We start from the raw sequence: 12,563 nt of genomic DNA, 5'->3' as shown, positions 1-12,563 counted from the left end.
GAGAACACACACACATCGCGGCCGTCGACGGTCCCGTAGCCGGTGACCACACCGTCACCGAGGGGACGGTTGTCCCCCAACCCGAAATTCTGGGAGCGGTGCCGCGCCAACGCATCGAGCTCGACGAACGAACCCTCGTCGAGCAACGCGGTGATCCGCTCCCGGGCGGTCAGCTTGCCCTTCGCGTGCACCTTCTCCACCGCCGCCTCACCCGAGGGATGCTCCGCACCCGCGAGACGTTTACGAAGATCGGCCAATTTACCCGCAGTGGTATGGATATCGGGGGTTTCGGCCGACCCGGGTGCAGTGGAATCCTGGACGCTGGTCATGGGGCAACACTTTAACTGCGAGTGTGATCTACGACCCGACCGAGGGTCGTTCGCCGCCGCTGCCCGGTGTTTCCGATGCCCATATGCTGAAGTCCATGTGGACAAATCTCGATCGGCCACCGCTCGATGTCCGCGCTTTGCGGCGCGCACTGGTGGACGGACCCCAGGCGTCGTGGTCCCGGCTGGATGTGGTGACCGTGACCGGTTCGACCAATGCCGACCTGGTCGCCGGAGCAGCGAACTACGCCGATAGGACCGCTCTGATCGCCGAGCACCAGGACAGTGGGCGCGGTCGCCACTCGCGGTCGTTCTCGGGTGCCCCTCGCTCGCAGATCCTGCTGTCGATGCTGCTGAAGTTTCCGGGGATCGACCCCGCGGTACTGGGTTGGCTGCCGCTGATGACCGGGATCGCGCTGGTCGACGCGTTACGGACCGTCGGCGAAGTCGATGCGCGACTGAAGTGGCCAAACGACGTCCTGATCGAAGGAAAGAAGGTCTCGGGCATCCTCGCAGAGGTAGCCGCGCACGGACCGTCGCCGACGGTGGTCATCGGACTCGGGGTGAACGTGTCCATGACGGAGGACGAGTTGCCGGTATCCACGGCCACGTCGCTCGCACTGGAGAAGGCTGCTGTTCTCGATCGCGACACGTTGGTGCGCGCGATTCTGCGAGGGGTGGCCGCCGAAGTCGACTCCTGGCGTGACTCGAACTGGAGTACCGATGCACTCGCGCACCGGTACCGGGATCGCTGCGGAACCATAGGCCAACGCGTCCGCGTCGATCTTCCCGGCGGGGAGGAGAAATTCGGCACCGCCGTCGACGTCGACGAACACGGCAGAATGGTGATCGAGTTGGAGCACCCCGATTCGGGCCGGTTGGCAGTCGCGGCCGGTGACGTCACTCATCTTCGACCGGTGTCGTGACACCATCTCGGGCAGGAGCGCAGCCTGCGGAGTGACCGGTAAATGCAGGAGCGCAGCCTGCGGAGTGACCTTGTTGGCCAGGAGCGCAGCCTGCGGAGTGACCTTGTTGGCCAGGAGCGCAGCCTGCGGAGTGACTTTGTTGGCGAGTAGGCGAGTAGGCAGGAGTTGCAGGTGGGGTATCCACAGGATGCGTTGGCCGACGAGGAAGAGCTTCTGCTTCATCATCACCCGCATTGGAAGATGCTGATACTTCCGTCGATCACGTTCGTACTCGCCACAGGCCTTGCCGGTGTGGCGCTCGGCGTCGCGAGTGCGCGACTGCAATCGGCTGCCGCTGAGATCGCCATGATTGCTACGGCGGTGGTGTGGGTGGTGATCGTGGGATGGCGTTGTCTGGCACCGCTCATCGGGTGGAAGTGCACGCACTTCATCGTCACGGACCGTCGCGTGCTGATTCGTCAGGGCGTCCTGACCCATTCCGGCATCGATATTCCGATGAGTCGAATCAGCAATGTGCAGTTTCGACACGGCCTGCTGGATCGGATGTTGGGTACCGGAACGCTCATCATTGCCTCGGCGTCGGACGATCCACTCGAGTTCGACGACATTCCGCACGTACAGCGCGTCCATTCTCTGCTTTACCAGCAGGTATTCGACTCGATGGAGTATCGCCGGGACTCCGTACGCGGCCGGGAGCCCGAATTCGAGCCGATGCCGCCGGATTCTCCCGTCGACGCCAAGCCCGGTTGGCGTGCTGGAAAACGCAGGTAACACAGGCTGCTCTCACCTTCGAACCGTAGGGTGACCGATGTGACCGACGTGCTGCTTGCCGAAGACGACGAAGCCATCGCTGCGCCCTTGTCCCGCGCCCTCGGACGTGAGGGGTACACGGTGACCGTCGAGCAAACGGGTCCTGCCACCCTCCAGCGGGCTCTCGATGGGAAATTCGATCTGCTGATCCTGGATCTGGGCCTTCCCGGCATGGACGGGCTCGAGGTGTGCCGTCAGGTTCGGGCCAATCGATCCGAGGTGGCCGTTCTGATGCTCACCGCGCGAACCGACGAGGTCGATTTCGTCGTCGGCCTCGACGCCGGTGCAGACGACTACGTCGGGAAGCCCTTTCGGCTTGCCGAGCTCATGGCGCGCGTGCGTGCTCTGCTTCGACGCCGCGGGGCCGGGGACGACTCGCCGATCGAGGTCGGAGCCATTCGCCTCGAGCCGGCCGCCCGTCGAGTACTCGTCGGTGGCACCGAGATCTCGCTGGCCAACAAGGAGTACGAGCTACTGAAGGTTCTGCTCGATCACGCCGGCCAGGTGGTCTCTCGAGATGTGATCCTGCGTGAGGTCTGGGGTGATGCCGAACTTCGTGGGTCGAAGACGCTCGACATGCACATGTCGTGGTTGCGTCGCAAGATCGGCGACGAGGGGCCGGTAGCCGAACGTCGCATCGCGACGGTGCGCGGTGTCGGATTCCGCATCAACAGCGACTGACAGTCGATGCGGCGTCGAATTCTGGTCTCGATCCTCGCTGTCGTAGTCATGACGGCGTTGTTGCTCGGTTTGCCTCTTATGTATACGGCGTGGTTGTGGGTGGAGGACTTCACCCGCAACGACCTGCAGGCCCGGCTCGACAGGATGGCGGCGGAGATCATCTCGCAGGAGGGGTCGGCGGGTCTGATCGAAGGCCAACTCGACATCGGTTCGCTCCGACTGGCGATCCCGCAGGGGGGACGGCTGGTGGTCATCTACCCGACTCCTGAGGATGCCGCGTCACGCGCGGACATCGGCGAGGCCGCTGTCGATCGTCCGCTCGTGGAGTCGTTGTCGATGGGTACCTCGGGTTCGCTTCGACTCGAAGTCCCGTCCGACGACATGCGCTCCCTGCAACGCCAAGCGCTCGGAGCGGTGACTCTGGTGGTTCTCGCGTCCGCGATGGCGGGAACCGTAGTTGCTGTTCTGACGGCCAAGCGCTTGGCCGATCCGCTGCAGGATGTGGCCCGTCGCGCCGCTCGACTCGCCGAGGGCGACTTTCGGCCGGACCCACGACGGCACAAGATCCCCGAGCTCGACCGGGTCTCGGAGGTGCTCGACTCGGCCACCGTCGAGATCGCCGGCCGCCTGCAGCGTGAGCGCACCTTGGTTGCCGATGTCTCGCATCAGCTGCGCAGCCGCTTGACGGCGGTCCGGCTACGTCTGGACGAAATATCCACACACCCGGATCCGGCAGTGGTGGACGAGGCGAACGAGGCGATGGACCAGGTCGATCGGTTGACGCTCGGAATCGACGAACTCGTTCGGTCCTCCCGCAGTGACGGTGCGGCCGGCTCGCACGAGGTCTCGGTCATCGAGGAACTGACCGGCACCATCGTCGAATGGCGGCGCAACTTCGAGGACGCGGGCCGCAGTCTGGTGCTCGAGGGCGATATGGACCTCCAGGCGTCGGTGACTGGATCGCGCCTGAGAGAGGCGGTGTCGGTGCTGGTCGACAATTCCTTGGTGCACGGCGACGGTACGTGCACGGTCTCCGTGCGCGCGGTCTCGGCGGTCGAGAGCAGCGACCGACGACGGGAGCGGTTGGTCTGCGTGGAGGTATCCGACGAGGGTCCGGGAGTAAGCAACGAGCTGGCTCCGCACATCTTCGATCGCGGGTTCTCCGGGGCTGGATCCACCGGCGTCGGACTGGCTCTGGCTCGGGCTTTGATCGAGGCCGACGGCGGGAGGCTGGAGTTGCAACGTCGCCGACCCGCGCTGTTCTCGGTGTTCATCCCGGCGTGGCGTGAGCCGTCGCCCAGGGCGGCGCAACGTGAACCGCGTTGAGAATGCTCAGGGCTGGTCGAGTGCGTCCGCAGCGTCGGTAGGGCCTTCGTTGCGTTCGGCGTCTATTTCGAGAATCGTCCGCGCATTTTCCTCGGGAAAGGCGAATCGACGAAGCGCCCAGAAGCGGAACGCCATCTGAAGAAGATTGCCGATGATGTAGTTGAGCACGAAGTCGATGATGACGACCATCGTCAGGGACTCGCTGGTGTCGCGAATGTCGAAGATGTTGTTCGCGATCCACAGTGGACCGGCGGCGATGAGCACGCCGATTCCGCTGATGCCGAAGAAGAGCAGCGCCTCGTGGTGTCGCTCGCGTCCGCCGCGATGCTTGAAGGCCCATTCGCGATTGAGGAAATAGCTGAGCAGGGTGGCAAGGACGCCGGAGATGATCTTGGCGATCACCGGCTTCTGCTCGAGCACCGTCAGACTCAGCGAATAGAAGATGACGAGGTCGAAGACCATCGTCGTACCACCCACGATGGCGAATTTGATCAGCTCGCTGTGCCGAATCGCAAGATCCCTGATGGGCTTGGGTAAGCGTCGAAGCACGCTGTCGATCGTCGGCACAACGGTGAAGTCTACGAAACGCACGGGCGATCCGGCGAACCGACGCTCCCATCATCAGGGTTTCCACAGCTCGTCGCGATGGTCGACGGTCCGGTGTGCGGCTGCCGGTTCGGACCGAATGCGCACGACGTGACACCATGGTGAGCCGTGACAGGTACCGAACCGCGCCCCACCGCTGCGCGCCCGTCGTCGACCGGAATGCCCGTGGTGACGATGATCGGCGGCGGCCAGCTCGCACGTATGACCCACCAGTCCGCGATCGAACTCGGGCAGACTCTCCGAGTCCTGGCCGCGGGAGCCGACGAGCCGGCGGCCCAGATCAGTCCCGACGTCGTGTTCGGTCATCACGACGACCTCGATGCGCTGCGCACTGCCGCCACCGGGTCCAACGCGCTCACCTTCGACCACGAGCACGTACCGACCGAGCACCTCGAGACCCTGGTCGCCGAAGGCGTCAACGTGCAGCCGCCACCGAGCGCATTGATCTTTGCGCAGGACAAGCTTCGGATGCGCCGAAAACTGGCAGAACTGGGCGCACCCGGTCCGGCCTACGCCGAAGTTTCCTGGGCGCAGGACGCCATCGCGTTCGGCGACGAGCACGGCTGGCCGGTAGTCCTCAAGGCGGTTCGCGGTGGATACGACGGTCGCGGGGTCTGGATGCCCGCCGACGCCGAGGAAGCCGAGGCGATCGTCACTGCTCAACTCGACCTGGGTGTCCCGCTCATGGTGGAGGAGAAGGTCGCCATGCGCCGCGAGCTGTCGGCCATGGTCGCTCGATCGCCGTTCGGTCAGGGCGCCGCATGGCCCGTCGTGCAAACCGTGCAGCGCAACGGCCAGTGCGCCGTCGTGCTGGCACCCGCTCCTGATCTCGACGAGGACGTCGCCACCTATGCAGGCCGGCTCGCGCTGGACATCGCAGGCGCGCTGGGCGTCGTCGGAGATCTGGCAGTCGAGCTGTTCGAGACCACCTCGGGCAAGCTGCTGGTGAACGAGCTGGCGATGAGGCCGCACAATTCCGGACACTGGACCATGGACGGGTGCCGCACGTCGCAATTCGAGCAGCATCTGCGAGCTGTGCTGGACTATCCACTCGGCGACACCGACCCACTTGCTCCGCTGACCGTGATGGCCAACATCCTGGGCGCACCGGATGCACCGGAGATGACGATGGACGAGCGGCTGCATCACCTGTTCGCCCGCATGCCCGATGCGAAGGTGCACCTGTACGGCAAGGGTGAGCGCAAGGACCGCAAGATCGGCCACGTGAACATCTTGGGCTCATCGTCCGGCTCGCTCACCGATCCTGCCTACGTGGCCTCGGTTCGGGAGCGCGCCGAACGGGCAGCGCACTGGATGTCGCACGCCGAATGGACCGACGGATGGGATCCGCACGATGACTGACAACTCCACTACCGCCGCAGTAGGGCTGATCATGGGCAGCGACTCCGACTGGCCGGTCATGGAAGCTGCAGCAGAAGCATTGGCCGAGTTCGGAATTCGGTTCGAGGTCGGTGTCGTGTCCGCGCACCGAACTCCGCAACGGATGCTCGATTACGCGCGTGATGCCGCCGGCCGTGGGATCCGGGTCATCATCGCCGGTGCCGGGGGAGCGGCGCACCTGCCCGGGATGGTGGCGTCGGCGACGCCACTGCCGGTGATCGGGGTGCCGGTGCCGTTGAAGTACCTCGACGGGATGGATTCGCTGCTCTCGATCGTTCAGATGCCCGCCGGCGTTCCCGTGGCCACGGTTTCCATCGGTGGTGCACGCAACGCGGGCCTGCTGGCGGTCCGGATTCTCGGTACATCCGATCCGGCTCTGCAAGAGCGCATGTCTGCGTTCCAGAACTCTCTCGAGGCCATGGTGCTGGAGAAAGACGAAGCGCTGCGCACCACCCTGCTCGGGTGACCGTCTCACGGAGCGAGCAGATCCGGCTCGCCGGCCGAGGTAGCCGACAGGCCGGGTTCGTGACCCGGCTGGCGTTGGTCTACGCCCGACTCTGGCGCGGCAAAGTGCACTTCGACGACGAGTTCTCGATCTTCGTGTGCACCGGCCTCCGCGGTGGATTCGGTCGCGGCGGAACCACGTTCGGCGGGGCCTATCTGACGAAGGGCAACACCGCTCGTCGGGTGCTGCGACACGAAGCCGTACACGCGGATCAGTGGGCGCGTTTCGGGTTGACCTTCCCGTTCCGCTACCTCGCCGAGGAAGCACGGCACCGGGGTCCCGCGAACAAGTACGAAATCGAGGCGGGTCTCGCAGACGGCGGCTATCGGCTGCCCGGGTGAGCGTTGCCCTGCCCAGCGTGCCGGGTCAGGTGAGGGTTTCGGTGACCTTCTCGGTCTCGGTGCGCCGCCCGGTCTTCGCCTCGTCCGGGTTCGCCACCTGGACCAACGACGCCCCCGCGACGAGAACCGACAACAACCCCTCGATCACCTCGTCGGCGGTGTTCCACGAAGCACTCGACAGCACGCGGTCGGCGGCTGTCCACGAACGGGCGTCGGCCCTCGCGCGGGCCGCGGCGAGCACCTCGTCCACCGAACGACCGTCGAGTGCCGTAGCTCCGGTGCCGCTGCCCGAGATCTGGAACTGATCACCGTGCACCCGCACCGAGGTTGCGTAATCGGTCATTCCGATCGGCAGATCCGGAACAGCCTTGCCGAATGCGTCGAGGGAGAAGGCGAGTACCTCGTCGACCTCGGGTGCCTCGTCGAGACGCTCCGCCGACACCATCGCCACGACGGCGGAATCGTCGGCACCGAGAACCACGTCGCCGCCGGCCCACCATGTGCCCAGTAGTGCCGCGGCGGTCTGCCAGTGCGCGGGTAGCAACACGCTGACCTTGTCGCCGACCTCGAACGCGAACTCGTCGCGCAACAGGTTGGCCGTCTTGGCGGCCCAGTTCGCGAGTGTGACCGCCGAGACCTCCACCCTCTCACCGGTCGCGTCGTCGTAGAACGTGATGCGCGGACCGGCCGGGTCGGCCGCGAGAATCGGGTCGAGCAGGGTCTTGGTCAGATTCGAGGCCACACACGCACCCTAGATGACGGTCTTCGGTGCCGAGTCACACCCTGCGAGCGGTATCGCTCAGTTGACGCACATCGGGCCGGTGGAGCCGGCGTCGATCGGCGGCGCGGGTGCTTCGGGAAGTGCGGTACCGGCCTCGGGTGCACTGGTTTCGGCTGTTGCTGCCTGCCCGGAACCGGGGCCCGCGTAGTCGTCGGCAAGCACCACCCGAACCGTATCGGACGCCAGTGTGTCGTCGGCGGTGATCTGCAGTCCGCCGAGCGCATCCGAGACGGCTTTCGCGGCGTCACTGTCCGCGTCGGCAACCTGGATACGGCTTGCCGAGATGGACGTCCCCTCGTAATTCCCGATGGTTCCGCCCGCATACCCCAACGAGGTCAACGAACCGGCAACGCCGTTGGCGAGACCGTCGATTCCGCTGTCGTTCGCGACGTCCACGGTCACCGTCGACGGATCGACCTCCGGGGCGTCGGAATTCTCGGCATTGCTCTCCGCGGAATTGCCGTCGCCGAGCAAACCAGCCACGTACTTCTTCACCGCGGCCGGATCGACCTGAACAATCGATTCGCCGTAGTCGGTGGTGGCGTTGATGTCGACGGCGGGGACGGTCTCGAACTTGACTTTGCCCCCGGCGAGATCCTGCAGGCGTGTCGCGAACTGCAGTATGTCCCAGTCGGAATCGAGCGTCACCGAGCGTTGCACCGCGGTGCTGAGTTGACCCAGTTTGCTGGGGTTGCTCAGTGTCTGGGCGCTCAACACACTGCGAACGAGCGAGGCCATGAACACCTGCTGGCGCACGATGCGGTCGAGGTCACCGCGGGGAAGGTCGTGCCGTTGTCGAACGAAGCTCAGAGCCTGGGAACCGGCCAGCTTCTGCTCACCGGCAGGAAAGTTGGCACCCGAAAGTGGTTCTTGTACAGGATTGTTGAGGCACACTTCGACGCCGCCGACGGCATCGGTCAGCAGTACGAAGCCGAGCAAACCCACTTCGGCGTAGTGATCGACGGTGATGCCGGTCAGGTTGGCGACCGAGTCGATCAGCGCCTCACGGCCGGCCTCGGTTGCCTGGGATTCTGCGTCGGCGTCCACGACGCCCTGCTGCACGAGTTCGAGACGCTTGTTCTCCTTGGTCGCGCCGTACGCGGCGTTGATCTTCGACATCCCGATCCCGGGTACCTCGACATACGAATCCCGCGGGATCGAGATGGCCGTAGCCGACGACCCGTCGTTGGGGACGCGGATGAGCACGATCGTGTCGGTGTTGGACGCCACCTCCTCGCCTGCGTTGAGCGACGCGAGTTCATCAGGCGACAGGGCGTTGCCGTGCGCATCGGTGCGGCTGTCCGTGCCGACCATCAAAATATCGATTGCACCGTCGGCCGCGCCGCCGAGACCGAGACCACCCGCGGTGGCAATGTTCGATCGCAGACTGTCGACACTGCGCCAGGCAAAACCGGTGACGAGCAGAACGAGAACCGACAGGACTGCGATCGCGACGTGAGTCGCCGGCCACCGGCGGCCGGTGACCGAGGTAGCAGTTCCGTCCTCGGATTCGGGTCGACCGACGCCGGCGCGACGATCACGCTGCCTCGGCCGCTGCGATCTCTCGGTCGAATCGCTGCGGTGGGCTCGAGTTCGTTCGCCGGGCCTGAGTTCGCGGGACCTGAGTTCGCGGGACCTGAGTTCACGGGACCGGGGTTCGCGAGGTCGTGTTTCGCGGGGCCGAATCTCGTCGGGGTGTCTACGTGCCGTTCGCGGGTCGGGATCGCTGGAGTGGCGCGCATCATGTGCGCCGACAGCGTCGGGTCGCGGGGGAGTGCGCCGCCGCGGTGGGGGAATGCGCTCACCTCCGGTCGTGCCTGAATCTCGTGGCACCGTTCACGACCCTTTCTCGTTCCACGCCGGCCTCGCCGGCCGATTACTTCGTTTCCCCCGCCGTTCGAAGGTTACTTGTCGGCGGTCGTTGCCTCGCCCAACCGAACCCGGCGTGCCACACTTGGCAACCGTGAATGCGATCGTGGTGACCGGTGCACACGGCCAGTTGGGTCGCCGAGTGGTGGCCCTCGCCGCCGAACGAGGTGACGGTGACGAGGTTGCCGCGTATTCGTCCGCCGACCTGGACATCACCGATGCCGATGCGGTCGCTGCCGCGGTGAGCGCGGGAGCGACGGTGATCAACTGCGCCGCCTACACCGCGGTCGACGCTGCCGAGACCGACGAGTCCAGGGCCATGGCCATCAATGCGGACGGGCCTCGAAATCTCGCGCGCGCCTGCGGGCGTGTCGGTGCCCGGTTGATCCACGTATCCACCGATTATGTGTTCGACGGCACAGCGACGACACCGTACGAGGTCGATGCGACACCCGCGCCTCGGTCGGCCTACGGCCGCACCAAGCTGGCCGGCGAGAACGCCGTACGTGAGGAACTACCCGAGGCGGTCGTGGTGCGGACCGCATGGGTGTACGACAACACCGGCAAGAACTTCGTGACCACGATGCGCCGACTCGAAGGGGAGCGGGAGACGCTGTCGGTGGTGAACGACCAGGTCGGGTCTCCCACGTTCGCCGTCGACCTGGCGTCGGGCCTGCTCGAGATCCACGCCGACCCCACCCTGTCTGGACGGACGCTGCACTACACCAACGCCGGGCAGGCCAGCTGGTTCGAGCTCGCTCGTGCGGTGTTCACGCACATCGGTGCCGATGCAGCGAGGGTGCTGCCGTGTTCGAGCGCCGAATACGCCGTGCCTGCCCCCCGACCGGCCTACTCGGTGCTCTCGCCGTCCGCGTGGATCGATGCAGGGCTGACCCCGGCGCGGCCATGGTCGGCGGCGCTCTCAGCGGCCCTGGCACGGTCGACATGAGGGTTTCGCGCACGCTCGGGCTAGTCTTGCCCGCGTGAGTTCCGAGCTGGCCGTGGTGACGGTGACCTATTCGCCCGGCGAATACCTGGATCAATTTCTGACGTCTCTGCGTGCGGCCACGACGCGCCCCTATCGGGTGATCATGGCCGACAACGGCTCGGTCGACGGCACGCCCGAAGCCGCCGAGGCAGCGTTCGGCGAGGCGGAGTTGCTGCGAACCGGCGCGAACATCGGGTACGGAGCGGCGGTCAATCGTGCGGTCGCCGCCGTCGACCCGGCCGTGGAATTCGTCGTGGTCGCCAACCCCGATGTGCGGTGGCACCCGGGTTCGCTCGACGGCCTCCTCGATGCAGCAGCTCGGTGGCCCCGCGCCGGTTCTCTCGGTCCGCTCATTCGCGAGCCGGACGGCTCTCGTTACCCGTCGGCGCGGTCGGTGCCGGATCTGACGTCGGGTGCCGGACACGCGGTTCTGGGCAAGCTCTGGCCGACGAACCCGTGGACTCGGCGGTATCGCCAGGAGAACGAGACAGTGGCAGAGCGCCCGGTTGGGTGGCTGTCGGGATCGTGCCTGTTGCTGCGGCGGTCGGCGTTCGATTCCATCGACGGATTCGACTCGCGCTACTTCATGTACATGGAGGACGTCGATCTCGGTGATCGGCTCGGCCGAGCGGGCTGGCACAACGTCTACGTTCCCGGGGTCGAGGTGACTCACTCGAAGGGGCATGCAGCAGGACGGCATCCCGAAGTGATGTTGCCCGCACATCACACCAGTGCGTATCGCTTCCAAGCCGACAGGCACCCCCGGACGTGGCAGGCTCCTTTACGATTGGCTCTGCGCGGTGGTCTCGGTCTTCGCTCGAAGATCGTTGTGACCGCGGCGCTTCGGGCCCGCGAAGTCGACGGACAACTCACGGACGAGAGAACAGAGGCTGGACATGTCGGATAGTTCCCCATCGGTTGCCGCACGCACCGACGCAGTCATTCTGGTCGGCGGCAAGGGAACTCGGCTCAGACCGCTGACACTGTCGGCACCCAAACCGATGCTCCCCACCGCAGGACTGCCGTTCCTCCACCATCTGTTGGCTCGAATCAAGGCTGCTGGAATCCAGCATGTCGTGCTCGGCACGTCGTTCAAAGCCGATGTGTTCGAGCAGCATTTCGGAGACGGGTCCTCGCTCGGAATCGAACTCGAGTACGTCTTCGAGACCGAGCCGCTCGGTACCGGTGGAGGCATCAGGAATGTTCTGCCGCGACTGCGCGCGGAGAACGTCATGGTCTTCAACGGAGACGTGCTGGGCGGCACCGATCTGACAGCGGTTCTCGACACGCACCGAACCACCGATGCCGATGTGACGATGCATCTGGTCAGGGTCGGCGACCCCCGCGCGTTCGGCTGCGTGCCGACCGACGAATCCGGCCGCGTGACAGCGTTTCTCGAAAAGACCCAGGATCCGCCGACCGACCAGATCAACGCCGGTTGCTACATCTTCAAACGCGAGATCATCGAGTCCATTCCGGCCGGCCGCCCGGTGTCGGTCGAGCGAGAAGTGTTCCCCGCCTTGCTCGCCGAGGACAAGAAGGTCTACGGACACGTCGACAGCGCCTACTGGCGCGACATGGGTACACCCGAAGACTTCGTGAAGGGCTCGGCCGATCTGGTTCGTGGCATCGCACCGTCGCCCGCACTGCAGGGCGAACGCGGCGAATCCTTGGTTCACCCGAGCGCAGGGGTGGCACCGGGGGCACTGCTGATCGGCGGGACTGTCGTCGGCCGCGGGGCCGAGATCGGGGCCGGAGCGCGCCTGGACGGTGCCGTGGTGTTCGACGGTGCCGTCGTCGAGGCCGGTGCCGTCGTCGAACGATCCATTCTCGGCTTCGGTGCCCGCATCGGGCCCCGGGCCCTGGTGCGGGACGCGGTGATCGGTGACGGTGCCGACATCGGTGCCCGCTGTGAACTGCTTCGCGGCGCACGCGTGTGGCCCGGCGTCAAACTGCCCGACGGAGGAGTGCGCTTCTCCACCGACGTCTGACTCGGTCTGCAG

14 protein-coding genes are annotated in these 12,563 nt (G+C 65.7%); 10 read left to right on the top strand and 4 right to left on the bottom strand.

What is annotated here, in order from left to right:
* A partial coding sequence (locus ACIGGF_RS10410) for a carboxyl transferase domain-containing protein (RefSeq protein WP_397521258.1) occupies positions 1-329 on the bottom strand: 329 nt, incomplete at its 3' end.
* Positions 330-424: 95 nt separating this feature from the next.
* Between ACIGGF_RS10410 and ACIGGF_RS10405 the strand changes: the two genes are divergently transcribed.
* The 4 genes from ACIGGF_RS10405 to ACIGGF_RS10390 all read left to right on the top strand — a co-directional run bounded on the left by ACIGGF_RS10405 (position 425) and on the right by ACIGGF_RS10390 (position 4,069).
* On the top strand, positions 425-1,252 hold the full coding sequence (locus ACIGGF_RS10405) for a biotin--[acetyl-CoA-carboxylase] ligase (RefSeq protein ID WP_397521257.1): 828 nt from the start codon (positions 425-427) through the stop codon (positions 1,250-1,252).
* Positions 1,253-1,423: 171 nt separating this feature from the next.
* A complete protein-coding gene (locus tag ACIGGF_RS10400) occupies positions 1,424-2,023 on the top strand; it encodes a PH domain-containing protein (protein WP_397521256.1) in 600 nt (199 codons plus the stop codon).
* Between the two features lie 39 nt (positions 2,024-2,062).
* Positions 2,063-2,743, top strand: a complete 681-nt coding sequence (locus tag ACIGGF_RS10395; RefSeq protein ID WP_397521255.1) for a response regulator transcription factor — start codon at positions 2,063-2,065, stop codon at positions 2,741-2,743.
* A 6-nt stretch (positions 2,744-2,749) separates the two neighbouring features.
* On the top strand, positions 2,750-4,069 hold the full coding sequence (locus ACIGGF_RS10390) for a sensor histidine kinase (protein ID WP_397521254.1): 1,320 nt from the start codon (positions 2,750-2,752) through the stop codon (positions 4,067-4,069).
* Between the two features lie 6 nt (positions 4,070-4,075).
* Here the strand turns inward: ACIGGF_RS10390 and ACIGGF_RS10385 are convergent, their stop codons facing one another.
* Complete coding sequence (locus ACIGGF_RS10385) at positions 4,076-4,636, bottom strand: GtrA family protein (RefSeq protein ID WP_397521277.1); 561 nt, start codon at positions 4,634-4,636, stop codon at positions 4,076-4,078.
* Positions 4,637-4,783: 147 nt separating this feature from the next.
* Here ACIGGF_RS10385 and ACIGGF_RS10380 point away from each other — a divergent pair, with 147 nt between their 5' ends.
* From ACIGGF_RS10380 to ACIGGF_RS10370, 3 genes are read left to right on the top strand one after another with little or no spacing between them, the layout of a single operon-like run.
* The gene (locus tag ACIGGF_RS10380; RefSeq protein WP_397521253.1) at positions 4,784-6,037 is read left to right on the top strand and encodes a 5-(carboxyamino)imidazole ribonucleotide synthase; all 1,254 of its coding nucleotides are present in this window, start codon (positions 4,784-4,786) and stop codon (positions 6,035-6,037) included.
* Complete coding sequence (gene purE, locus ACIGGF_RS10375; protein ID WP_397521252.1) at positions 6,030-6,542, top strand: 5-(carboxyamino)imidazole ribonucleotide mutase; 513 nt, start codon at positions 6,030-6,032, stop codon at positions 6,540-6,542. Before ACIGGF_RS10380 ends, purE begins: the two co-directional genes overlap by 8 nt.
* Entirely contained in the window at positions 6,539-6,922 is a 384-nt protein-coding gene (locus ACIGGF_RS10370; protein WP_397521251.1) for a hypothetical protein, read from the top strand. The genes purE and ACIGGF_RS10370 overlap by 4 nt, the downstream gene beginning before the upstream one ends.
* 25 nt (positions 6,923-6,947) lie before the next feature.
* Here ACIGGF_RS10370 and ACIGGF_RS10365 read toward each other — a convergent pair whose 3' ends face one another.
* Together ACIGGF_RS10365 and ACIGGF_RS10360 are read right to left on the bottom strand one after the other, a co-directional pair.
* Positions 6,948-7,664: a TIGR03089 family protein gene (locus ACIGGF_RS10365; RefSeq protein WP_397521250.1), complete on the bottom strand. Its 717-nt coding sequence runs from the start codon at positions 7,662-7,664 to the stop codon at positions 6,948-6,950.
* A 57-nt stretch (positions 7,665-7,721) separates the two neighbouring features.
* Complete coding sequence (locus ACIGGF_RS10360) at positions 7,722-9,152, bottom strand: LCP family protein (RefSeq protein ID WP_397521276.1); 1,431 nt, start codon at positions 9,150-9,152, stop codon at positions 7,722-7,724.
* A 514-nt stretch (positions 9,153-9,666) separates the two neighbouring features.
* Here ACIGGF_RS10360 and rfbD point away from each other — a divergent pair.
* The 3 genes from rfbD to ACIGGF_RS10345 are packed head-to-tail and all read left to right on the top strand — an operon-like array spanning position 9,667 to position 12,551.
* On the top strand, positions 9,667-10,521 hold the full coding sequence (rfbD, locus tag ACIGGF_RS10355) for a dTDP-4-dehydrorhamnose reductase (protein WP_397521249.1): 855 nt from the start codon (positions 9,667-9,669) through the stop codon (positions 10,519-10,521).
* A gap of 34 nt (positions 10,522-10,555) precedes the next feature.
* The gene (locus ACIGGF_RS10350; RefSeq protein ID WP_397521248.1) at positions 10,556-11,467 is read left to right on the top strand and encodes a glycosyltransferase family 2 protein; all 912 of its coding nucleotides are present in this window, start codon (positions 10,556-10,558) and stop codon (positions 11,465-11,467) included.
* On the top strand, positions 11,457-12,551 hold the full coding sequence (locus tag ACIGGF_RS10345; RefSeq protein WP_397521247.1) for a sugar phosphate nucleotidyltransferase: 1,095 nt from the start codon (positions 11,457-11,459) through the stop codon (positions 12,549-12,551). Before ACIGGF_RS10350 ends, ACIGGF_RS10345 begins: the two co-directional genes overlap by 11 nt.
* Positions 12,552-12,563: the final 12 nt, after the last annotated feature.

This window comes from Rhodococcus sp. NPDC078407 (genome assembly GCF_044542515.1).
GTDB lineage: Bacteria > Actinomycetota > Actinomycetes > Mycobacteriales > Mycobacteriaceae > Rhodococcoides.
Note: the sequence above shows the minus strand (reverse complement) of the source record. Positions and strands in the feature narration are given on the sequence as shown.

Coding starts and splice junctions, on each gene's coding strand:
- purE (WP_397521252.1), top strand. CDS start 6,030: ATGACTGACAACTCCACTACCGCCGCAGTAGGGCTGATCATGGGCAGC.
- ACIGGF_RS10345 (WP_397521247.1), top strand. CDS start 11,457: ATGTCGGATAGTTCCCCATCGGTTGCCGCACGCACCGACGCAGTCATT.
- ACIGGF_RS10405 (WP_397521257.1), top strand. CDS start 425: ATGTGGACAAATCTCGATCGGCCACCGCTCGATGTCCGCGCTTTGCGG.
- ACIGGF_RS10390 (WP_397521254.1), top strand. CDS start 2,750: ATGCGGCGTCGAATTCTGGTCTCGATCCTCGCTGTCGTAGTCATGACG.